At 61.7% G+C, this 22,947-nt stretch carries 20 protein-coding genes and 1 pseudogene; 19 read left to right on the plus strand and 2 right to left on the minus strand.

Features of this window, described 5'->3' with window-relative positions:
• Positions 1–118: 118 nt before the first annotated feature.
• The 4 genes from ACGSLL_RS26270 (at position 119) to ACGSLL_RS26285 (ending at position 3,287) form a co-directional block, all read left to right on the plus strand.
• Entirely contained in the window at positions 119–778 is a 660-nt protein-coding gene (locus tag ACGSLL_RS26270; protein WP_394508453.1) for a transglutaminase-like domain-containing protein, read from the plus strand.
• 43 nt (positions 779–821) lie between these two features.
• Positions 822–1,445, plus strand: a complete 624-nt coding sequence (locus ACGSLL_RS26275; RefSeq protein WP_394508454.1) for a glutathione S-transferase family protein — start codon at positions 822–824, stop codon at positions 1,443–1,445.
• A gap of 133 nt (positions 1,446–1,578) precedes the next feature.
• Entirely contained in the window at positions 1,579–2,511 is a 933-nt protein-coding gene (locus ACGSLL_RS26280) for an ABC transporter ATP-binding protein (protein WP_203419030.1), read from the plus strand.
• Positions 2,508–3,287, plus strand: a complete 780-nt coding sequence (locus ACGSLL_RS26285; RefSeq protein WP_039760202.1) for an ABC transporter permease — start codon at positions 2,508–2,510, stop codon at positions 3,285–3,287. Before ACGSLL_RS26280 ends, ACGSLL_RS26285 begins: the two co-directional genes overlap by 4 nt.
• A gap of 730 nt (positions 3,288–4,017) precedes the next feature.
• Here the strand turns inward: ACGSLL_RS26285 and ACGSLL_RS26290 are convergent.
• A complete protein-coding gene (locus ACGSLL_RS26290; protein WP_394508455.1) occupies positions 4,018–4,536 on the minus strand; it encodes a DUF2062 domain-containing protein in 519 nt (172 codons plus the stop codon).
• Positions 4,537–4,672: 136 nt separating this feature from the next.
• Between ACGSLL_RS26290 and ACGSLL_RS26295 the strand changes: the two are divergent.
• The 12 genes and pseudogenes from ACGSLL_RS26295 (at position 4,673) to ACGSLL_RS26350 (ending at position 16,138) form a co-directional block, all read left to right on the plus strand.
• Positions 4,673–6,907: pseudogene (locus ACGSLL_RS26295) on the plus strand (DNA internalization-related competence protein ComEC/Rec2).
• Between the two features lie 101 nt (positions 6,908–7,008).
• Positions 7,009–7,644 carry a MotA/TolQ/ExbB proton channel family protein gene (locus ACGSLL_RS26300; RefSeq protein WP_167359904.1) on the plus strand — a complete coding sequence of 212 codons (636 nt, stop codon included), beginning with the start codon at positions 7,009–7,011 and terminating at the stop codon, positions 7,642–7,644.
• Entirely contained in the window at positions 7,641–8,069 is a 429-nt protein-coding gene (locus tag ACGSLL_RS26305; RefSeq protein ID WP_090285229.1) for an ExbD/TolR family protein, read from the plus strand. Before ACGSLL_RS26300 ends, ACGSLL_RS26305 begins: the two co-directional genes overlap by 4 nt.
• Positions 8,069–9,079: a tetraacyldisaccharide 4'-kinase gene (gene lpxK, locus ACGSLL_RS26310; protein WP_394508456.1), complete on the plus strand. Its 1,011-nt coding sequence runs from the start codon at positions 8,069–8,071 to the stop codon at positions 9,077–9,079. The genes ACGSLL_RS26305 and lpxK overlap by 1 nt, the downstream gene beginning before the upstream one ends.
• A gap of 22 nt (positions 9,080–9,101) precedes the next feature.
• On the plus strand, positions 9,102–9,287 hold the full coding sequence (locus tag ACGSLL_RS26315; RefSeq protein WP_003179363.1) for a Trm112 family protein: 186 nt from the start codon (positions 9,102–9,104) through the stop codon (positions 9,285–9,287).
• The gene (gene kdsB, locus ACGSLL_RS26320; protein ID WP_208940192.1) at positions 9,284–10,048 is read left to right on the plus strand and encodes a 3-deoxy-manno-octulosonate cytidylyltransferase; all 765 of its coding nucleotides are present in this window, start codon (positions 9,284–9,286) and stop codon (positions 10,046–10,048) included. The genes ACGSLL_RS26315 and kdsB overlap by 4 nt, the downstream gene beginning before the upstream one ends.
• Entirely contained in the window at positions 10,048–10,512 is a 465-nt protein-coding gene (locus tag ACGSLL_RS26325) for a low molecular weight protein-tyrosine-phosphatase (protein WP_394508457.1), read from the plus strand. Before kdsB ends, ACGSLL_RS26325 begins: the two co-directional genes overlap by 1 nt.
• Complete coding sequence (gene murB, locus ACGSLL_RS26330; protein WP_394508458.1) at positions 10,509–11,528, plus strand: UDP-N-acetylmuramate dehydrogenase; 1,020 nt, start codon at positions 10,509–10,511, stop codon at positions 11,526–11,528. The genes ACGSLL_RS26325 and murB overlap by 4 nt, the downstream gene beginning before the upstream one ends.
• Before the next feature lie 248 nt (positions 11,529–11,776).
• Entirely contained in the window at positions 11,777–12,247 is a 471-nt protein-coding gene (locus ACGSLL_RS26335; protein ID WP_394508459.1) for a (2Fe-2S)-binding protein, read from the plus strand.
• Complete coding sequence (locus ACGSLL_RS26340) at positions 12,244–14,565, plus strand: xanthine dehydrogenase family protein molybdopterin-binding subunit (protein WP_394508460.1); 2,322 nt, start codon at positions 12,244–12,246, stop codon at positions 14,563–14,565. Before ACGSLL_RS26335 ends, ACGSLL_RS26340 begins: the two co-directional genes overlap by 4 nt.
• Positions 14,565–15,545, plus strand: coding sequence for an XdhC family protein (locus tag ACGSLL_RS26345; RefSeq protein ID WP_394508461.1), 981 nt, complete (start codon positions 14,565–14,567; stop codon positions 15,543–15,545). The genes ACGSLL_RS26340 and ACGSLL_RS26345 overlap by 1 nt, the downstream gene beginning before the upstream one ends.
• Positions 15,542–16,138, plus strand: coding sequence for a nucleotidyltransferase family protein (locus ACGSLL_RS26350; RefSeq protein ID WP_394508462.1), 597 nt, complete (start codon positions 15,542–15,544; stop codon positions 16,136–16,138). The genes ACGSLL_RS26345 and ACGSLL_RS26350 overlap by 4 nt, the downstream gene beginning before the upstream one ends.
• 191 nt (positions 16,139–16,329) lie before the next feature.
• Here ACGSLL_RS26350 and rne read toward each other — a convergent pair whose 3' ends face one another.
• A complete protein-coding gene (rne, locus tag ACGSLL_RS26355; protein ID WP_394508463.1) occupies positions 16,330–19,590 on the minus strand; it encodes a ribonuclease E in 3,261 nt (1,086 codons plus the stop codon).
• Between the two features lie 698 nt (positions 19,591–20,288).
• Between rne and rluC the strand changes: the two genes are divergently transcribed.
• The 3 genes from rluC to sppA are packed head-to-tail and all read left to right on the plus strand — an operon-like array spanning position 20,289 to position 22,907.
• Entirely contained in the window at positions 20,289–21,248 is a 960-nt protein-coding gene (rluC, locus tag ACGSLL_RS26360) for a 23S rRNA pseudouridine(955/2504/2580) synthase RluC (protein WP_394508464.1), read from the plus strand.
• Positions 21,235–21,897: an HAD-IA family hydrolase gene (locus tag ACGSLL_RS26365; protein WP_394508465.1), complete on the plus strand. Its 663-nt coding sequence runs from the start codon at positions 21,235–21,237 to the stop codon at positions 21,895–21,897. Before rluC ends, ACGSLL_RS26365 begins: the two co-directional genes overlap by 14 nt.
• A 20-nt stretch (positions 21,898–21,917) precedes the next feature.
• Positions 21,918–22,907 carry a signal peptide peptidase SppA gene (sppA, locus tag ACGSLL_RS26370; protein WP_093099410.1) on the plus strand — a complete coding sequence of 330 codons (990 nt, stop codon included), beginning with the start codon at positions 21,918–21,920 and terminating at the stop codon, positions 22,905–22,907.
• Positions 22,908–22,947: the final 40 nt, after the last annotated feature.

Genomic DNA, 22,947 nt, shown 5'->3' on the forward strand with positions numbered 1-22,947 from the left:
ACGCGTGTGGGAAATCGTTCGCCGATCCCGCGGCTTTGCTTCCAGGTTTGGCCGAAACGTCGTTATCTCTGTGCTCAAGCTGTCGCTAGACTCGTGACTCAACCAGGAGATTGCCGTCATGCACGAGTATCTGAGCCCCGGCCGCTTCATCGATAGTGACCACCCGGCGGTGGTGGAGTTCGCCGAGCAGCATCGCGGCCCCAGCCATGATCCGCGCGAGCAGGCAATCAATCTCTATTACGCCGTGCGCGAAGCGGTGCGCTACAACCCGTATACGTTCAGCCGCGATCCGCAGACTTTGCGCGGCAGCCATGCATTGGCAACCGGCGAAAGTTATTGTGTGCCCAAAGCCACCTTGCTCGCCGGCTGCGCGAGACACTGCGGTATCCCCGCGCGCATCGGTCTGGCCGATGTGCGCAATCACCTGTCGACCCCGCGCCTGCTTGAGTTGCTGCGAAGCGACCGGTTCGCCATGCACGGCTACACCGAGTTCTTTCTTGATGGGCACTGGGTCAAGGCCACACCGGCGTTCAATCAGCAACTGTGTGAACTGTTCAACGTCGCGCCACTGGATTTCGATGGCATCAGCGACAGCGTTTTCCACCCGTACAACCGTGACGGCGCGCTGCTGATGGAGTACCTGGTCGACCACGGCCAGTTCAGCGATGTGCCGGAAGCGTTCTTCTTCGCGCATCTGCAAAAGTGCTATCCGCACCTGTTCACCGATCAGCAACCGGCGTTGCTGGGTGACATGCTCAGTGATGTGAGCGCTCGCTGATCCGGCGTATGCTGGCCGTCCACTCACTTGCAAAGAGGCGGTCATGCTGAAGATCTGGGGACGGAAAAACTCATCGAATGTCAGGAAAGCGTTGTGGGCAGCCGAGGAGCTGGGGCTGGCTTACGAGGCGATCGATGCCGGTGGTGCGTTCGGTGTGGTCGACACGCCCGAATACCGCGCAATGAACCCGAATGGCCGGGTTCCGGTGATCGAAGACGAAGGTCTGGTGTTGTGGGAATCCAACGCCATCGTCCGTTATCTGCTGGCCAGACACGCGCCGGATAGCGCTTGGTATCCAGCCGATCCGCGCGCCCGCGCCACCGCTGACAAGTGGATGGACTGGACCAGCTCGAGTTTCGCCGGGCCGTTTCGCACGGTGTTCTGGGGCGTGTTGCGCACGCCTGCCGAGAAGCAGGACTGGACAGCGATCAATGCCGCGATCAAAGAGTGCGATGAATTGCTGAACATGGCGGACCATGCCCTGATCAGCCAGCCTTACCTCTCCGGCAATGAAATCGGCATGGGCGATATCCCGCTCGGCAGCTTCATTTATGCCTGGTTTGAAATGCCCATCGAGCGCGCGCCACAGCCCCATCTGCAAGCCTGGTACGAGCGCCTGAAACAGCGCCCGGCCTATCAGAAAGCGGTCATGACCGCGTTGACTTGATAATTACTATCGACACACTTGACTGTACTTGTGCGGCGGCGGCAAGCACCATTGCGAACTTGCGCCGCGGTTGTTTCCCTCGCCGCTCGCCCTTATTTAGTCCTTTCTTCCCTGCATGGTGCGTAAATCCGATATGAGTTCCGCTCTGTCCATCCGGCAGCTAACCAAAACCTACGGCAACGGGTTCCAGGCCTTGAGTGGTATCGATCTGGACGTTGCCGAAGGTGACTTCTTCGCCTTGCTTGGCCCCAACGGCGCCGGCAAATCCACGACCATCGGCATTCTCTCGACCCTGGTCAACAAGACCAGCGGCACGGTGAATATCTTTGGCCACGACCTGGACAAAAATCCGGCCGCGCTCAAGCGCTCGATCGGCGTGGTGCCCCAGGAATTCAACTTCAACCAGTTCGAAAAGACCTTCGACATCGTCGTGACCCAGGCCGGTTACTACGGCATCCCGGCGAAGATCGCCAAGGAACGCGCCGAGCAGTACCTGACGCAACTGGGCTTGTGGGACAAGCGCGATGTGCCGTCGCGTTCGCTGTCCGGCGGCATGAAGCGGCGCTTGATGATCGCTCGCGCACTGGTGCATGAGCCGCGCCTGCTGATCCTCGACGAGCCGACTGCGGGCGTCGACATCGAACTGCGTCGGTCGATGTGGACCTTCCTCACCGAACTGAACCAGAAAGGCATCACGATCATCCTCACCACGCATTATCTGGAGGAGGCTGAGCAGTTGTGCCGCAACATCGGCATCATCGATCACGGCACGATTGTCGAGAACACCAGCATGCGTCAACTGCTCGGTCAGTTGCATGTGGAAACCTTCCTGCTCGATCTGAAGGGCGATCTGGCGGCCGCGCCGCAACTGGTCGGCTACCCGTCGCGACTGATCGATGCGCACACGCTGGAAGTGCAGGTCGACAAGTCGATGGGCATTACTGCGCTGTTCGGCCAATTGGCCTTGCAGAACATCGAAGTGCTGAGCCTGCGTAACAAAACCAATCGCCTCGAGGAGCTGTTCGTGTCCCTGGTGGAGAAAAATCTGTCGAAGGTGGCGGTATGAGTTCTGAGTTCGGTCCCAACCTCGTCGCCCTGCAGACCATCGTTTACCGCGAGGTCAAACGCTTCATGCGGATCTGGCCGCAGACGTTGCTGCCACCGGCAATCACCATGGTTCTGTACTTTGTGATCTTCGGTAACCTGATCGGCCGGCAGATCGGCGACATGGGTGGCTTCACGTACATGGAGTACATCGTGCCCGGGCTGATCATGATGTCGGTGATCACCAACTCCTACGGCAACGTGGTTTCGAGTTTTTTCGGCAGCAAGTTCCAGCGCTCCATTGAAGAACTGATGGTCTCGCCGGTTTCCCCGCACACCATTTTGATCGGCTTCACCATTGGTGGCGTGTTGCGCGGCCTGGCGGTGGGTTTGATCGTGACGATTCTTTCGCTGTTCTTCACTGATCTGCAGGTGCATCACTTGGGCGTGACCATTTTGGTGGTGGTGCTGACGGCGACGATTTTCTCGCTTTTGGGCTTCATCAATGCGGTGTTTGCGCGCAACTTCGATGATATTTCGATTATTCCGACGTTCGTGCTGACGCCGCTGACTTACCTGGGTGGAGTGTTTTATTCGATCACGCTGTTGCCGCCGTTCTGGCAGACGGTGTCGCTGGCTAATCCGGTGCTGCACATGGTTAACGCCTTCCGCTACGGGATTCTGGGGGTCTCGGATATCCGGATCGGTATTGCGATCACCTTTATGCTGGTGGCAACGGTGGTGCTGTATCTCGGTTGCGCGCGGTTGCTGGTGAGTGGGCGAGGGATGCGTACCTGATCTGGCGGGTGATGGCTGGCTTTCAGGCGGTGAGTTTGGGGTACATATCCGTTGCTGCGGTAACGGCGGCTTAGGGTTCCGCCCTTACGGCGGGTCACCTTTTTCAAACGCCAAAAAGGTAACCCAAAAGGCTTGCTCCTGCGTTCGGCCCTCGCAAGCTCGGGTCCCTTCGCTCCGGGACTGATCCGGGCGCAGCGGCTACGGTTTGCTTCGCTGCACCTCCTTGCGCTGTGTCTGGCTGCGCCAGACGGTCGCTGCGCTCCCACGCCCGGATCAATCCCTTCACTCAGCCTTCCGATGTCGCTGGTGACGCAAGATCAAGCACTCGAGCTGGCGCTCATTGTAATGAGTGGTTAGAAGCGGGTGGTTGGCTTGGGATTGGTGGTGGATTCGCCCCTCACCCCAGCCCTCTCCCCCTGGAGAGGGAGCCGATCCGCGTTGACTTCGAAATTTGCGTACGACTCGGTATTTCAGGTCGGAGCAGCTCTCGCATCCCCCACGGTCAGTTCCCTCTCCCTCCGGGAGAGGGCTAGGGTGAGGGGCTTTTGATTTTCAGCTGATTTCAAGCCTCAGGCTTCAACGTCGCCGGTGCATCAAAATCAACAGCACGCGAGCTGATACTCGACCTGAGGGTGGCCGCGGTTTTTTGTGGGAGCTTGCCTGCAAGCGATGGCACCACCCCAAACATTGCAATAAAAAACGGCCTCCCACTGCGGAGGCCGTTTTGCGTTCATTTCTGCCGGCTTTTCTTGCGCCGTGCCCATTGTCGGGCCACCCACCAGCGCCAGTACATCATCACAACGCAGTAGGCGAGGGCGCCGAGCACCAGTCCGACTACCACTGATCCGAGCAGAAACGGTTGCCACAGCGTCGACAGTTCGCCGCTGATCCATTCCCAGGACAGCTCGTCCGGCAGGTGTCGCGCGGGTACGTCCATCAACCATGCGCCGGCCTGATAGGTGCAGAAGAACACCGCGGGCATGGTGATCGGGTTGGTCAGCCAGACCAGGCTGACGGCGATCGGCATGTTGCCGCGCACGCTGATTGCCAGTGCGGCGGCGACCAGCATCTGCGCCGGAATGGGCAGGAATGCGGCGAACAGGCCAACCGCCATCGCTCGGGCCACCGAGTGGCGGTTGAGGTGCCAGAGGTTCGGGTCATGCAGCAACTTGCCGAGAAAGCGTAAGGATTTGTGTTCCCTGATGCTCGTCGGGTCGGGCATGTAACGTTTGAATAAGCGCCGGGGCATAAGGCTTCTCGGTCGGTTAAGGCGGCAAGTATGTCTGGATTCTACGAGCCGCCCATTCAGACTTTGTGACAATTATTGACGACGCCGGTGCCCGACACCCGCTATGCCTAAGTACGGGACTCTCAAGGACGGGCTTATGCGCACAGGGATGATGGCGCTGGCAGTCGGTCTGCTGGCCCCGGTTTTTATGCCGGCGTTACCGCCGGTCTGGTTGATGCTGTTGGCGCCAATAGTTGCGCTGATGCTGCTGCCGTTTCGCAGTTATCCATTGGCGTTCGTGCTGTTCGGGTTCGCCTGGAGCAGCATCGCGGCGCAGTGGGCGCTGGATGATCGTCTGGCGCTGAAGCTTGATGGCGAAACCCGCTGGCTCGAGGGGCGCGTGGTCGGTCTGCCGCAAAGCAGCGAGGGCGTGGTGCGCTTCGAGCTGGCTGAGGCGCGGTCGCGGCACGAAAAACTGCCGACGCGGATGCGTCTGGCCTGGTATGCCGGGCCTGCGGTCAATAGTGGCGAGCGTTGGCGTCTGGCAGTGAAACTGAAACGTCCGGGCGGCTTGCGCAATCCTGATGCCTTGGATTTCGAAGCCTGGTTGTTGGCGCAACGCATCGGCGCGACTGGCACGATCAAGGATGGCCAGCGCCTGAGCGAGGCGCGCTGGGCCTGGCGTGACAGCATTCGTCAGCGTTTGCTGGCGGTGGATGCGCAAGGCCGCAACGGTGCGTTGGCGGCGCTGGTGCTGGGCGATGGATCCGGGCTGAGTCACGAAGACTGGCAGATTCTCCAGGACACCGGCACCGTGCACTTGCTGGTGATTTCCGGCCAGCACATCGGTCTGCTCGCGGCGGTCATGTACCTGTTGGTCGCCGGGCTGGCGCGGTACGGGCTGTGGCCGCTGCGCTGGCCGTGGCTGCCGTGGGCCTGCGGTCTGGCCTTCGCGGCCGCGCTGGGTTATGGCTTGCTCGCCGGGTTCGATGTGCCGGTGCAGCGGGCCTGCGTGATGGTCGGGCTGGTGTTGTTATGGCGTCTGCGTTTTCGCCATCTCGGGGCGTGGTGGCCGCTGTTGCTGGCGTTCGATGGCGTGTTGTTGCTCGACCCGCTGGCCAGTCTGCGTCCGGGCTTCTGGCTGTCGTTCGCGGCGGTGGCGGTGTTGATCTTTACCTTCGGCGGTCGTCTCGGCGCCTGGCGCTGGTGGCAGACCTGGACGCGGGCGCAATGGCTGATCGCGATCGGCCTGTGCCCGGTACTGCTGGCGTTGAGTCTGCCGATCAGTGTGAGCGGGCCGCTGGCCAATCTGCTCGCGGTCCCTTGGGTCAGTCTGGTGGTGTTGCCGCCAGCGTTGCTGGGGACGCTACTGTTGCCGGTGCCGTATGTCGGCGAAGGCTTGCTGTGGCTGGCGGGTGGCTTGATCGATTGGCTGTTTCGCGGTCTCGCGGTGATTGCCGGACATTGGCCCGCGTGGATTCCCGGCTCGCTACCCGGCGGGTTCTGGCTGCTTGGCAGCCTCGGCGCGGTTCTGCTGTTGTTGCCGCGCGGGGTGCCGCTGCGTCCGCTGGGCTGGCCATTGTTGTTATTGCTGGCGCTGCCGCCACGTGAGCGACTGGCAGAAGGACTTGCCGACGTCTGGCAACTGGACGTCGGCCAAGGTCTGGCGATCCTGATCCGCACCCGGCACCACACGTTGCTGTACGACGCCGGGCCGCGCTTTGGTGAGTTCGATATCGGCGAACGCGTGGTCTTGCCCGCGTTGCGCAAATTACGCGTGGAAAAACTCGACCTGATGCTGCTCAGCCACGCCGACGCCGATCATGCCGGTGGAGCGCTGGCCGTCTCCCGTGGTCTGCCGATCGATCGAGTGATCAGTGGTGACCCGGAGGGACTACCTCAACAGTTGAGCGCCGCTGCCTGTGAATCCGGACAGCAATGGCAGTGGGATGGGGTCAGTTTTCAGCTCTGGCAATGGGCAGACGCCCACGACAGCAATCAACGCTCTTGCGTGTTGCAGATCGAGGCCAACGGTGAGCGTCTGTTATTGACCGGTGATATCGACAGTCACGCCGAACGGGTCCTGCTCGACGGGCCGCTGGCGGTGCCGACGCAATGACTGCAAGCGCCGCATCACGGCAGCCGCAGCTCATCGTCGATGGCGCTGCTCAAGGCATTGCAGCCGCACTCGGTACTGATTTCTCGCGGTCACGGCAATTCCTTCGGTCATCCGCATCCGACCGTAATGGCGCGCTACCGCAAACAGCGCCTGCGCATTTACGACAGCGCCGAACACGGCGCCATCCATTTGCAATTGGGCACCTTCCAGCCCGCGCAAACCATGCGTCACCAACGGCGGTTCTGGCGTGATCCGCCGGCACTGGGCCGCTGATCGGCACGTGGGCGACTGTGGCATTACGGTCGTCGGGGCGGCGGGTCTTAATCGGCAATCGGTATGGTAAAGTGGCGCACTTTTTCGAGGGGACTGTCACTGTGTGGGAATTGGTCAAATCCGGCGGCTGGATGATGTTGCCGATCATTCTGAGTTCCATCGCGGCCATGGCGATTGTCGCCGAGCGCCTGTGGACCCTGCGCGCCAGCCGCGTCACCCCCGAGCATCTGCTGGGCCAGGTCTGGGTCTGGATCAAGGACAAACAGCTGAACAAGGAAAAACTCAAGGAGTTGCGCGCCAACTCGCCACTGGGTGAAATCCTTGCTGCTGGCCTGGCCAATTCCAAGCATGGTCGCGAGATCATGAAAGAATGCATCGAAGAGGCCGCCGCCCGTGTCATTCATGAGCTGGAGCGCTACATCAATGCGCTCGGGACCATCGCCGCGATGGCGCCGCTGCTTGGTCTGCTCGGCACCGTGCTGGGCATGATCGACATTTTCAGCGCCTTCACCGGAACCGGCATGACCACCAATGCCTCGGTCCTCGCCGGCGGTATTTCCAAAGCGCTGATCACCACGGCAGCGGGCCTGATGGTCGGAATTCCGGCGGTGTTCTTCCACCGTTTCCTGCAGCGCCGCATCGATGAGCTGGTGGTCGGCATGGAACAGGAAGCGATCAAACTGGTGGAAGTGGTGCAGGGCGACCGTGACGTCGATCTGGCCGAGGGCAAAGCGTGAAATTCCGTCGCAAGCCCCGGGAAACCGTGGACATCAACCTCGCGTCGCTGATCGACGTGGTGTTCATCCTCCTGCTGTTTTTCGTGGTGACAACCACGTTCACCCGCGAAACCCAGCTGCGCGTCGATCTGCCGGAAGCGGTCAGCGGTTCGCCGGCCGAGGATCAGCAGGTCAAGCAACTGGACATCGCGATCAGCGCCGAAGGTGTTTTTTCGGTGAACAACAAGGTCCTGCCGAAAAACGATCTGGCGACCCTGATGGACGCCATGCAGAAAGAAGCCAACGGCGACACCAGCATGCCGTTGTCGATCAGTGCTGACGGCAAGGCCCAGCACCAATCCGTGATCACCGCCATGGACGCGGCCGGCAAGCTCGGTTTCAGCCATCTGCGCATGACCACGGTCGAGGCGGCGCCCAAATCCTGATGAGCCTGTCCGATCGCTTGCTCGCTGCGTGGTATGCGGGGCACCCGGCCCTGACGCTGTTGCGGCCGCTGGAAATGCTTTACCGCCGGGTGGTGACTAACAAGCGCCAGCGCTTTCTTGACGGCCAGGGCGAGATCTACCAGCCGCCCGTGCCGCTGATTGTGGTCGGCAACATCACCGTGGGCGGGACCGGCAAGACGCCGATGATCCTCTGGCTGATCGACCACTGTCGCCAGCGCGGTTTGCGCGTCGGCGTGGTTAGCCGTGGTTACGGGGCCAGGCCGGCGCAACTGCCGTGGCGCGTCGAGGCCGATCAAACGGCGGATATTGCTGGCGATGAACCGCTGCTGATCGTTCAGCGCACCGGCGTGCCGATGATGATCGATCCCGATCGCAGCGCCGCCGTCAAAGCCCTGCTCGCCAGCGAACCGCTGGACCTGATTCTCTCCGACGACGGCATGCAGCATTACCGCTTGGGTCGGGATCTGGAGTTGGTGCTGATTGACGCGGCACGTGGCCTTGGCAATCAGCGTTGCCTGCCGGCGGGTCCGTTGCGCGAGCCGGTCGAGCGCCTGCAAAGCGTCGATGGCGTGCTGTTCAACGGCGCCAGCGAGGATCGCGAAGACGGTTTTGCCTTTCAACTGCAACCCACCGCGCTGGTCAATCTGCGCAGCGGCGAGCGCCAGCCGCTCGAGCATTTTGCACCCGGTCAGGCTGTGCATGCGGTGGCCGGGATCGGCAATCCGCAACGTTTCTTCAATACGCTCGAAGCGCTAGACTGGCGCGCAATACCCCATGCGTTTGCCGACCACGCCGAGTACAGCGTGCAGGCCTTGAATTTCACCCCGTCATTGCCGTTGGTGATGACCGAAAAGGACGCGGTGAAGTGCCGCGCCTTTGCTGCTGCCGACTGGTGGTATCTGGCGGTCGATGCGCTGCCGTCGCCGGCTTTCGTGGCCTGGTTCGACACGCAACTGATGCGCCTGCTGCCCGGTCGGCTTTTGCCTTGACTCTATTATTCTGGGAATGCTCATGGACACCAAATTGCTCGACATCCTCGCCTGCCCTGTGTGCAAAGGTCCGCTCAAGCTCAGTGCTGACAAGACCGAACTGATCAGCAAGGGCGCTGGCCTCGCGTACCCGATCCGCGACGGCATCCCGGTGATGCTCGAAAGCGAAGCCCGCACCCTGACCACCGACGAGCGTCTGGATAAATGAGCACAGCCTTCACCGTTGTGATTCCCTCGCGTTATGCCTCGACACGCCTGCCGGGCAAACCGCTGCTGGATATTGCCGGCAAGCCGATGATCCAGCACGTCTGGGAGCAGGCGAGCAAAAGCAGCGCCACCCGTGTTGTGGTGGCGACTGACGATGCGCGTATTGTCGAGGCCTGCAAGGGCTTTGGCGCCGAAGTGGTGCTGACTCGTGAGGATCACAATTCCGGCACTGATCGTCTGGCCGAAGTCGCCGCGAAGCTGGGCCTCGAGCCCGATGCGATCGTGGTCAACGTGCAAGGCGACGAGCCGTTGATTCCGCCCAGCGTGATCGATCAGGTCGCGGCCAATCTTGCCGCCCACACCGAGGCGCGCATGGCCACTCTGGCCGAGCCGATCGAAGACGTGGAAACCCTGTTCAACCCGAATGTGGTCAAGGTCGCCAGCGACATCAACGGCCTGGCGCTGACCTTCAGTCGCGCCACTTTGCCGTGGGCCCGCGATGCGTTCGCCAAAAGCCGCGAGCAACTGCCGGAAGGCGTGCCGTACCGTCGCCACATCGGTATCTACGCCTACCGCGCCGGGTTCCTCCAGGACTTCGTCAACTGGGGCCCGTGCTGGCTGGAAAACACCGAATCCCTCGAGCAACTGCGTGCCCTGTGGCACGGCGTGCGCATTCACGTCGCCGATGCGTTGATCGCGCCGCCGACCGGTGTCGACACCGTCGAAGACCTCGAACGCGTTCGTCGCCTGCTGGGGGCCTGATGCGCGTTCTGTTCGTGTGCCTGGGCAACATTTGCCGTTCGCCCACCGCTGAAGGTGTCTTGCGTCACAAGCTGCGCGCAGCGGGGTTGGCGGATCAGGTCGAAGTGGCCTCGGCCGGCACCGGTGACTGGCACGTTGGCAACCCGCCAGACAAGCGCAGCCAGGCTGCAGCCAAAGTGCGCGGCTACGACTTGTCGCTGCAACGCGCGCAGCAGGTCAGCCGCGCCGACTTCGCCAGTTACGACCTGATTCTGGCCATGGACAACAGCAACCTGCGCAACCTCAAGGCGTTGCAGCCGTCCGCTGGCAAAGCTGAGCTGGATCTGTTCCTGCGCCGCTATGCCGGGCTGGTCGATGAAGTGCCCGATCCGTATTACGACGGCGATCAGGGTTTCGAACAGGTGCTGGATCTGATCGAAGCGGCCTGTGACCAACTGCTGATCGAAGTGAAGGGGCGCTTATGAGTTTGCCGGTGCAAACGCAGGTTTCCCTGAAACCGTTCAACAGTTTTGGCGTCGACGTGCGTGCGCAACTGTTCGCCGAAGCCCACAGCGACGACGATGTCCGTGAGGCGCTGGCCTATGCCAAGGCGCACGATGTGCCGTTGCTGGTAATCGGCGGCGGCAGCAATCTGCTGCTGACGGCCGATATTGCAGCGCTGGTATTGCGCATGGCGACGCGGGGCATCCGCGTGCTCAGCGATGACGGCAGCCGCGTAGTCATCGAGGCTGAGGCCGGCGAGCCGTGGCATCCATTTGTACTGCATACGCTGGCGCTGGGTTTTTCCGGTCTGGAAAACCTCAGCCTGATTCCGGGCACGGTCGGCGCGGCGCCGATGCAAAACATCGGTGCGTACGGCGTTGAGATCAAGGACGTTTTTGCCGGCCTCACTGCGCTGAATCGGCAGACCGGCGAGCTACGCGATTTCAGCCTCGAAGAATGCAACTTCGCTTACCGCGACAGCCTGTTCAAGCAGCAGCCGGGACGCTGGCTGATTCTGCGCGTGCGCTTCAAGCTTGATCGCGGCGCGCAGCTGCACCTGGAATACGGCCCGGTGCGCCAGCGTCTGACCGAGCAAGGCATCGAGCAGCCAACGCCGAGCGATGTCAGCCGGGCGATCTGCAGCATCCGCAGCGAAAAACTGCCTGACCCTGCGGTACTCGGCAATGCCGGCAGCTTCTTCAAGAATCCGCTGGTATCCGTGGCGCAAGTCGCGCAGATCAAGCATGAGCATCCCGACGTCGTGGCTTATGCGCAGGCAGACGGGCAAATGAAGCTCGCCGCTGGCTGGCTGATCGAACGCGCCGGCTGGAAAGGCTTTCGCGACGGTGATGCCGGCGTGCACAAATTGCAGGCGCTGGTGCTGGTCAACTACGGCACAGCCACCGGTCTGCAACTGCTGAGTCTGGCGCAGCGTATCCAGAAAGACGTTGCCGAGCGGTTCAATGTCGAGCTGGAAATGGAGCCCAATCGGTATTGAGGCTACGCTTGTCGAAGCACCCTCCAAAGCCCTGCACCGGTAAAAAAGTGCAGGGCTTTTTTGTTAATGCTGGGTTAACTTAGTCAGCTAACGATACCAACCATTTGCTCCACCAAAGGCCCGGTGCAGACGTTCTGCTCAGCACAAGAGAGCCTGATTAGCCTGAGTCGATCTGCGCGAACCCACCGCTGATTTTCCGGCGGCAGATTGCTCGACCCGATAACCACGAAAAATATGCGGGCGTGCCCATGATTACCCTGAAACTCAACGGTCAAGACCATTCCCTCGACGTCACCGAAGACATGCCGCTGCTCTGGGCGATTCGCGATGTCGCCGGTTACAACGGCACCAAGTTCGGCTGCGGCATGGGCCTGTGCGGCGCGTGCACCATTCACATCGACGGCGCCCCCGCGCGCAGTTGCATCACTCCGATCGGTTCGGTAGTCGGACAGAACGTCACCACCATCGATAACCTGCACGCCGACCCGGTCGGCAAAGTCGTCCAGCAAGCCTGGCTCGACAGCGCGGTGGCGCAATGTGGTTACTGCCAGGGCGGGCAGATCATGTCGGCAACGGCATTGCTCAAGACCAACCCGAACCCGAGCGATGCGCAAATCGAAGAAGCCATGGTTGGCAATATTTGCCGCTGCGGCACGTACAACCGGATCAAGACTGCGATCCGCCAGGCCTCCACTCACCTGAAGGAGGCCAAGGCATGAGCCGCCTGCCGAACGATTTCGCCCTGAGCAACCTCAGTCGCCGTGGTTTTCTCAAAGGTGTCGGCGCCACCGGTGCGCTGGTGCTGGCCGCGAGTTGGGGATGGCAGGACGCGCTGGCTGAAGACAAGCCCAAGCAGTTTGGCGCCGACGGCATGCCCAATGGCTGGATCGACGATCCGAAAGTCTATGTGAGCATTGCCGCCGACGGCACCGTTACCGTGGTCTGCAACCGTTCGGAAATGGGCCAGGGCGTGCGCACCAGTCTGACGATGGTTGTCGCCGATGAACTGGAAGCTGACTGGGCGCGGGTCAAGGTGCAGCAGGCGCCGGGTGATGAAGTGCGCTTCGGCAACCAGGACACCGACGGCTCACGCAGCATGCGCCACTGGTACGAGCCGATGCGCCGTTGCGGCGCGGCCGCTCGAACCATGCTTGAGCAGGCTGCGGCGGCGCAGTGGAAAGTGCCGGTCGGTGAATGCCACGCGCAGTTGCATAAAGTCATCCACAAGCCGTCCGGCCGTGAGCTGGGCTATGGCGAACTTGCCGCGGCCGCCAGTGCCTTGGCCGTACCGGCGCGTGACAGTCTGCGCCTCAAGCAGCCGGCGGAATTTCGCTACGTCGGCAAGGAGGGCAACAAGGCCATCGACGGTGACGACATCGTCAACGGGCGTGCGGTCTACGGTGCCGACGTGCATTTCGACGGCATGCTGTACGCCACCATTGCGCGCCCGGCGGTGTACGGCGGCAAGGTCAAGTCACTGGATGACAGCGCCGCGCTGAACGTGCCGGGCGTGCTCAAGGTGATCCAGATCGAACCTCGTCCGTTGCCATCGGAATTCCAGCCACTGGGTGGCGTGGCAGTCGTCGCCAGCAATACCTGGGCGGCGATCAAGGGCCGCGAAGCGCTGAAGATCGAGTGGGACGACGGCCCGAACGCCAGTTATGACTCGGTCGCCTACCGCAAGGAGCTGGAAGCGGCTTCGCTGAAACCCGGCAAAGTGGTGCGCAACACCGGCGATATCGACAAGGCGTTGAGCGGCGTGGCCAGCACCCTGGAAGCGTCTTACTACCTGCCGCATCTGGCGCAGGCACCGATGGAACCGATGGTCGCCATTGCGCGTTTCGACAAGGGCATCTGCGAAGCCTGGGCGCCGAGTCAGGCCCCGCAAGTGACCCGCGAGCGCATCGCTGAACGTCTTGGCGTGCCGTTCGACAATGTCACCTTCAATGTCACCTTGCTCGGCGGCGGTTTCGGTCGCAAGTCCAAACCTGACTTCGTCGTTGAAGCGGCGATCCTCGCCAAGGAGTTTCCGGGCAAGGCCGTGCGCGTGCAGTGGACGCGCGAAGACGACATCCACAACTCGTATTTCCACACCGTGTCGGCCGAATACCTCAAGGCCGGCGTCGGCAAGGACGGCATGCCCTCTGGCTGGTTGCACCGCACCGTGGCGCCGAGCATCACCGCATTGTTCGCCCCGGACATGAACCATGAAGCGGCGTTCGAGCTGGGCATGGGCTTCACCAACATGGCCTACGCGATTCCCAACGTGCGTCTGGAAAACCCGGAAGCCAAGGTGCACACGCGGGTGGGCTGGTATCGCTCGGTGTCGAACATTCCCCATGGTTTCGCGATCCAGAGTTTCGTCGACGAGCTGGCGCACAAGGCCGGCGAAGACCCGCTGACGTATCAGATCAAACTGCTCGGCGCCGATCGCCAGATTGACCCACGCACCTTGAGTGAAGAGTGGAACTACGGCGAGTCACCCGAGCGCTATCCGATCGACACCGGGCGCATGCGCACCGTGCTGGAAATCGCGGCGAAGGCAGCCGGTTGGGGACGCAAATTGCCCAAGGGCCGTGGCCTTGGCCTGGCGGTGCACTACAGCTTCGTCACTTATGTGGCGGCGGTGATTGAAGTCGAGGTCAAGTACGACGGCACGCTGATCGTGCACAAGGCTGACATTGCCGTGGATTGCGGACCGCAGATCAACCCCGAGCGCATCCGCTCGCAGTTCGAAGGCGCCTGCGTGATGGGCCTGGGCAACGCGGTGCTGGGTGAAATCAGCTTCAAGGACGGCAAGGTTCAGCAGGACAACTTCCATATGTACGAAGTGGCGCGCATGTCGCTGGCGCCGAAAGAAGTCGCCGTGCATCTGGTTACGCCGCCGGGCGATGTGCCGTTGGGCGGCGTTGGCGAGCCAGGCGTGCCGCCGATTGCGCCGGCCTTGTGCAACGCGATCTTCGCTGCCACCGGTAAACGCATCCGTAACCTGCCCGTGCGCTATCAGTTGCAGGACTGGCAGAAGGCGCAAGCGTAATGGACAGCGTCGATCTGAATGTCCTGCGCAGCGTGCTTGAATGGCGCCGCGCCGGCCAGCGGGTGGTGCTGTTCAGCGTGGTGCAGACCTGGGGCACCGCCCCGCGGTCGCCCGGTGCCATGCTCGCCTTGCGCGAGGATGGCGTGGTGATCGGTTCGGTGTCGGGCGGTTGCGTCGAGGATGACCTGATCGCCCGCTTGCACGACGGCCGCATCGCCAGCGATGGCCCGCCGGTGCAGTTGATTACCTACGGCGTGACGCGCGAGGAGGCGGCGCGTTTCGGTTTGCCGTGTGGCGGTACCTTGCGCCTGACCGAAGAGCGCGTTGGCGATCCGGCATGGGTCGAAGAGCTGCTCGCCCGTTGTGAAGATCACCAGATCGTCGCCCGCGAACTGGACATCGAAACCGGCGATGTGGTGCTGGCACCCGCCAGTAAAAGCGATTCGCTGGTGTTCGATGGCAAGACCTTGCGCGCCATTTATGGCCCGCGCTGGCGTCTGCTGCTGATTGGCGCCGGGCAGTTGTCGCGGTACGTGGCGGACATGGCGCGGCTGCTGGATTTCGAAGTGTTGATTTGCGATCCACGCACCGAGTTTGTCTATGGCTGGGAAGAGCAGCACGGGCGGTTTGTGTCTGGCATGCCGGACGACGCGGTGTTGAGCATTCAAACCGATGAACGCACCGCGATTGTTGCGCTGACCCATGATCCGCGTCTGGATGACATGGCGCTGCTGACGGCGCTGGATTCGCCGGCGTTTTACGTCGGCGCGCTGGGCTCGCGGGTCAACAGTCAGAAACGCCGCGAGAATCTGGCTCAGCTAGGCTTGTCGCAAGCGGCTATTGATCGCTTGCACGGGCCGATCGGTCTGCACATCGGTAGCCACTCGCCGGCAGAGATTGCCTTGTCGCTGCTCGCGGAGATCGTCGCGATCAAGAACGGCGTGGAGTTAAAGCAGAAAAAACCGCTGGAGGGTGCATGAGCCGATCCATTGCAGTGATTGTGTTGGCAGCGGGCGAGGGCAGTCGCTTTCGCCAGATCGCCGGCCCCGACAAGGACAAATTGCTCGCTGACTGCACCGGCCGCGATGGCGCGGTGCGCTCGGTGATCGAGCAGGTGCTGGTGAGCTTGCCAGCGGAACTCGATAAGCGCGTATTGGTAGCGACCGAGGCGCGGCCGCAGGCGATGCGCATGGCCCAGGCTTATGGCTGTGACGTTGTTTCGATCGAGTCGACCGGCATGGGCGACAGTATTGCCGCGGGTGTCGCTGCGTGTGCCGATGCGGACGGCTGGTTGATCGTGCTGGGGGACATGCCGTTTATCCTCTCGTCGAGTATTGAGCGAGTGGTCGCGGCGATGGCTGACGATGCGGTGAGCGTGCCGGTGCTGGGTGGTGAGTTTGGCCATCCGGTGGGGTTTGGGAGTTCGTTTGGCCCGGCGTTGTCTGGATTGTCCGGTGATCGGGGTGCCAAGCCGCTGTTTGGGCTGGGCAGGGTGGTTGAGGTGGTGGTGGATGATCCTGGCGTGCTTTGGGATGTCGACGTGCCTGAGGCGCTGGTCTTCACGCCTTCCTGAATCCTGCATCGATTCCCTGTAGGAGTGAGCCTGCTCGCGATAGCGGTGGTTCAGCTAAATATTTGTCGCCTGACACTCCGCTATCGCGAGCAGGCTTACTCCTACAAGGGATGGTGTTCAGGCATAAATCAAAGGCATAAAAAAGCCCCGCCAGGCTTACACCGGGCGGGGCTTTTTAACGGCTTGGGGAATTACACGAGAGGTTTAGGCTCGTGCTCCTTTTCCTCGGCCTCTTCGCGTTGCTCGACCGCGTCCTGAACGGAGCGTGGTGCCTCGGCGATTACCGCTTCAACCGATGCTTCTTCGGCAACCGGGGCAGGTGCTGCCTCGATCACTTCGGCAGCAGCGGCGGGTTCGACAACCACTGGCGCCACAGCGGCAGCCAGTTCGGCTTCCTTCTGCAGACGCTCGGCTTCACGCTTGCGACGACGTACTTCACGTGGATCGTTGGGCGCGCGACCGTTTGGCGTCAGGGCGCTGACCGGAGCCGGAGCTTCAACCACCGGGGCTGGCGCTTCGACTACAGCAGGAGCCTCGACAACCGGCGCTTCAACCACTGGCGCCGGGGCCGGCTCGGCGGCCGCGACCACTGGCTCGGAAACCATAGCCTCTGCAACTTCTGCTTCAGCGACTGGCGCTGGCGCTTCGGTCTTCGCAGGCTCGGCAGTCCAGTTGAAGGCAGTCTGCTCTTCGCGAACCTCTCGCACGGTGTCGGTTACGGATTCAGCGACGGTTTCAGTTGCTGGTTCACTGATTGCAACTGGCGCTTCAACAACGGCTTCTGGTTCAGCGGCCGCTTCAACCTGAGGCAGAGCTTCGCGGACCGGTGCCACTTCAACTTCCGGAGTGGCAGTCACTTCCACCGGGGTGTTGGCTTCGACAACCGGCGCTTCGACTGGAGCAGTTTCCAGTGTGGCGGCGGTGGCGCGTTCGGCTTGCTCGTGCGCCTGTGCTTCAGCTGGAGCGCTGATGGTGCTGCTCGCAACGGCGGCGGTGACGGCCAGGCCAGCGGCCAGATCGGCAGTGCTTGGCTCACCAGCGTTTTCGGTGGATTCGGATTCTTCCGAACCTTCGATCACGTTGCCGTTGGCATCACGCTGACGCTCACGACGGTTGCTGCGACGACGCTGACCGCGCGAGCGACGACGTGGACGATCGCCTTCAGCGCCGTCCTGACCGTCTTCCGGCAGTTGCTCTTCGTTGCTGATGACTTCTTCTTCGGCGACGGCAGCAGCGGCCTGTTCGGCACGTGGCTGACGCTCTTCACGCGGCGGACGCGGGGCGCGTTCTTCGCGTGGCTGGCGGGCCGGACGCTCTTCAGTGGTGACGGCGGCGGCAGCAGCGGCTACCGCTGGAGCGGCGTCCAGTGGCTCACGCAGTTCACGTACGCGTTCTTCACGCTCGCCGCGAGGCTTGCGGTCTTCACGCGGCGCACGTGGAGCACGTTCTTCACGCGGTGCACGTGGCGCGCGTTCTTCACGGGCGGCCGGCGCTTCGCTGCGAGCTTCGCGAGGCTCACGCACTTCGCGGGCTTCACGCGGCTGACGCTCTTCACGCGGCTCGCGTGGGGTGCGTTCTTCACGCGGTGCACGTTCTTCGCGCGGCTTGCGTTCTTCATCGCGGCGACCGTTACGGTTACGGCTCTGTTGACGACCGTTGCGACGCTCTTCGTTGCGCGCCGGACGTTCGGCGGCCGGTTTTTCCACGGCAACCGGAGCGGCAGGCTCTTCCTTGGTGGCGAACAGGCTGACCAGCGATTTTACCAGGCCCTTGAACAGGCTTGGCTCTGGCGCGGCAACCGGTGCCGGAGCAGGGGCAGCTGGAGCGACTTCGGTCGGCACCGGCGCATTGGCGCGGGCCGGTGCAGTCTTCACCGCGGCTTCCTGGCGAACCAGGGTGCGGGTCGCAGCGGCTGGCTGGACTTCTTCGACTTCGGCAGCGGCGGCAGCGATTTCATAGCTGGACTGGTTGGTCGCGGCTTCCGGGCTGTCGTCACGCAGACGCTGGACTTCGAAGTGCGGCGTTTCCAGGTGATCGTTCGGCAGAATGACGATACGGGCACGGGTGCGCAGTTCGATCTTGGTGATCGAGTTGCGTTTTTCGTTGAGCAGGAACGCAGCAACCGGGATCGGCACCTGAGCGCGGACTTCGGCGGTGCGGTCTTTCAGGGCTTCTTCTTCGATCAGGCGCAGGATCGCCAGCGACAGCGATTCAACGTCACGGATGATGCCGGTGCCGTTGCAACGCGGGCAGACGATGCCGCTGCTTTCGCCCAGCGATGGACGCAGGCGCTGACGGGACATTTCCAGCAGGCCGAAGCGCGAGATGCGGCCGATCTGCACGCGGGCACGGTCGGCTTCCAGGCACTCGCGGACTTTTTCTTCCACGGCGCGCTGGTTCTTGGCCGGGGTCATGTCGATGAAGTCGATGACTATCAGGCCGCCGATGTCGCGCAGGCGCAACTGACGGGCGATTTCTTCGGCGGCTTCAAGGTTGGTCTGCAGGGCGGTTTCTTCGATGTCGCTGCCTTTGGTGGCGCGCGCCGAGTTGATGTCGATGGACACCAGGGCTTCGGTCGGATCGATGACGATGGAGCCGCCGGAAGGCAGTTCGACGACGCGCTGGAAGGCGGTCTCGATCTGGCTTTCGATCTGGAAACGGTTGAACAGCGGCACGCTGTCTTCGTACAGCTTGATCTTGCTGGCGTACTGCGGCATCACCTGGCGGATGAAGGTCAGGGCTTCGTCCTGGGCTTCAACGCTGTCGATCAGCACTTCGCCGATGTCCTGGCGCAGATAGTCGCGGATCGCGCGGATGATCACGTTGCTTTCCTGATAGATCAGGAACGGCGCGGAGCGATCCAGCGAGGCTTCTTTGATGGCGGTCCACAGTTGCAGCAGGTAATCGAGGTCCCACTGCATTTCTTCGCTGCTGCGGCCCAGGCCTGCAGTGCGCACGATCAGACCCATGTCGGCCGGCGCAACCAGGCCGTTCAGCGCTTCACGCAGTTCGTTGCGCTCTTCGCCTTCGATGCGACGGGAGATACCGCCGGCACGCGGGTTGTTCGGCATCAGTACGAGGTAACGACCGGCCAGGCTGATGAAGGTGGTCAGGGCTGCGCCCTTGTTGCCACGTTCTTCTTTTTCGACCTGAACGATGACTTCCTGGCCTTCGCTCAGGACGTCCTTGATGTTGACGCGGCCTTCAGGGGCTTTCTTGAAGTATTCGCGGGAGATTTCTTTGAGGGGCAGGAAGCCGTGGCGCTCGGAGCCGAAATCGACAAAGGCAGCCTCTAGGCTTGGTTCGATGCGAGTGATACGGCCTTTATAGATGTTGGCCTTCTTCTGCTCGCGTGCACCGGATTCGATGTCCAGGTCGTAGAGGCGCTGGCCATCTACCAGTGCAACACGCAACTCTTCGGGTTGAGTTGCGTTAATCAGCATTCTTTTCATGTAGTACCGTCGGTTTCCGGGCTGCCGGAAACGGCGTTCGGCACACACGACTTCTCACGGTCGGTGTCAGGTGCGTCGGGAGTGGTTGGCCATTCCCGTGTCCAGCGATGTCAGGCCAATTGGGCCGATACCGCGACGTACGCGTCCTGCTTGCTGTGGCTACTTAAGCACTCAGTCAGGAGGAGGAATCAACCAGCGGCTGTGGACGAGATGAAGCGTCTTGTAAAAGCTTGTTGCTACACAGTCCGGCGGTTGTGCATCTCCACCCTACACGTATCCCTGATAATTCGGGTGCTGCCGCGCGCAGAATCCGCAGCGGGTTGGCATTTACCGTGAGCTCCGAAAGGGGAGGTCACGCATCATGGCTAATTCAGGCGATGTTTCCGGGACAATCGCTCGGGGTCATTCGCAGCTGACTGCACTTTGTGAACTGGCCTCGAATGTCGCCTGCCGGGCGAGTCAAAACTCTGCTCGGTGGTGTAATTCAGGCCTCATGTCACCTGCGCTCGTTACAACCGCAAACTCCACCGTTACGTAGCGAAAGCCCCGTAGGACGGCCTCGCGCCCTGGTGAATTGCGTTGGTCAGGGCCGGTCTTTGACCGTGGTTCCGCTGTCCAGGCCGCTTTTGGCGGCGTTCGCGACTATAGCAGCAATGATTAAGTGCTTCAATTCCATAAAAATTGTTATCATCCGCGGCATGACAACTACTGCCCCTTCGACTCCTGGCGTTCAACTGCTTGAAGTCTCGCCGGAGTATGCCGGCCAACGAATCGACAATTTTCTCCTCGCCCGGCTCAAAGGCGTGCCCAAGACCTTGATTTACCGCATTTTGCGCAAAGGCGAAGTGCGTGTGAACAAGGGCCGGATCAAGCCCGAATACAAGCTGCAGGCCGGCGATATCGTGCGGGTGCCGCCGGTTCGCGTGCCTGAGCGCGACGAGCCGGTGCCGCTGGCTCAGGGTCTGCTGCAGCGTCTCGAGGCATCGATCGTCTTTGAAGATAAGGCGCTGATCGTGATCAACAAGCCCGCAGGCATTGCCGTTCACGGTGGCAGCGGCTTGAATTTCGGCGTGATCGAAGCCTTTCGTCAGTTGCGTCCCGACGCGAAAGAGCTGGAGCTGGTTCACCGTCTCGACCGCGACACGTCCGGCCTGCTGATGATTGCCAAGAAGCGCAGCATGCTGCGTCACCTGCACGAAAAGCTGCGCGGCGACGGCGTCGACAAGCGCTACATGGCGCTGGTTCGCGGTAACTGGGCTACTTCGATCAAGCAGGTCAGCGCGCCGTTGCTCAAGAGCAATCTGCGTTCCGGCGAGCGCATGGTCGAAGTCAACGACGAAGGCAAAGAAGCCCTGACCGTGTTCAAGGTGCTGCGCCGCTTCGGTGATTTCGCAACCATGGTCGAGGCCAAGCCGGTCACCGGTCGTACGCACCAGATTCGCGTGCATACCTTGCACGCCGGGCATTGCATTGCCGGCGACAGCAAGTACGGCGACGACGACTTCACCAAGGAAATTCGCGATCTGGGCGGCAAGCGCCTGTTCCTGCACGCCTACATGCTGACCGTGCCGCTGCCCGATGGCGGCAAGCTGACCTTGCAGGCCCCGGTCGATGAAATGTGGGCCAAGACTGTGGAGCGCCTGAGTGCAGCACCCTGATTACAAACTGTTGATTTTCGACTGGGACGGCACGCTGGCCGATTCCATCCACCGGATTGTCGAGGCCATGCACTCGGCATCCGGGCGTTCCGGCTTCGAGCTGCGCGATGATTTCGCGGTCAAGGGCATTATCGGTCTGGGCTTGCCAGAGGCGATTCGCACCTTGTACCCGGAAATCAGCGATGCCGAAATGACCGCGTTTCGCGAGTACTACGCCGATCACTACATCGCAGCCGAAGCCGTGCCTTCGCCGCTGTTTGAGGGTGTCATCGAATCGATGGCCTCGTTTCGCGAGCAGGGCTATCACCTCGCGGTGGCGACCGGCAAGAACCGCCGCGGGCTCGATCGGGTGCTCAAGGCCAATGGCTGGGAAGATTATTTCGACATCACCCGCGCCGCCGATGAAACCGCCAGCAAACCGCACCCTCTGATGTTGGAGCAGATCCTTGCTCATTGCGGTGTGCGGGCTGAGCAGGCGCTGATGGTGGGGGATTCGTCCTTCGATCTGCTGATGGCGCGCAACGCGGGGATGGGCTCGGTAGCGGTCAGTTATGGCGCGCAGTCGATCGAATCGCTGCAACAGTTCGAGCCGCGGCTATCGATCGACCGGTTTTCTGAATTGCATGCCTGGCTGGGGCAGCAGGCTTAATATGTTTTTGGGGTGATGGCATGACCGACGAATGGAAAGCACCGGCCAAGGCAAGTGCCGACGACGGTGACGCGAAAAGCTGGAAGCTGCTGGAAAAGACTTTGCTCGCCGGCGTGCAAGAGCAGCGCCGCTCGCGGCGATGGGGGATCTTTTTCAAGCTGCTGACGTTTGTTTATCTGTTTGTTGCGTTGCTGCTGTTCACGCCGCTGATGGACATGGAAAAGAGCGCGACGCGCGGCCCGAACTACACGGCGCTGATCGAAATTGACGGCGTGATCGCGGATAAAGAACCGGCGAGTGCTGACAACATCGTCGGCAGCCTGCGCGCAGCGTTTGAAGACAAAAAGGTCAAGGGCGTGATTCTGCGCATCAACAGCCCGGGCGGCAGTCCGGTGCAGTCGGGTTATGTCTATGACGAAATCAAACGGTTGCGTGGTCTGCACCCGGAGATCAAGTTGTATGCGGTGATTTCCGATCTCGGTGCGTCCGGTGCCTACTACATCGCCAGCGCGGCCGATCAGATCTACGCCGATAAGGCCAGTCTGGTCGGTTCGATTGGTGTGACGGCAGCCGGTTACGGCTTTGTCGGCACCATGGAAAAGCTTGGCGTCGAGCGTCGCACCTATACGTCTGGCGAGCACAAGGCGTTTCTTGATCCGTTCCAGCCGCAGAAACCTGAAGAAACAGCGTTCTGGCAGAGTGTGCTGGACACCACGCACAAGCAGTTCATCAACAGCGTCAAACAGGGCCGTGGCGATCGCCTGAAAGACAAAGAGCATCCCGAGTTGTTCTCCGGGCTGGTCTGGTCAGGCGAGCAAGCGCTGCCGCTGGGCCTGATCGACGGTCTGGGGAGTGCCAGTTCGGTGGCGCGAGACGTGATTGGCGAGAAGGAGTTGGTGGACTTCACGGTCCAGGAATCGCCGTTTGATCGCTTTTCGAAAAAGCTTGGCGCCAGTGTGGCCGAGCAGTTGGCGATGTGGATGGGTTTCCACGGGCCGTCGTTGCGATAAGCCTTCGCTGTATAAAAAAACCGGCCTTTCAGTGGCCGGT

Origin of the sequence: Pseudomonas retamae, assembly GCF_043496865.1 — a bacterium.
In the GTDB taxonomy this organism is placed as follows: Bacteria; Pseudomonadota; Gammaproteobacteria; order Pseudomonadales; family Pseudomonadaceae; genus Aquipseudomonas; species Aquipseudomonas retamae.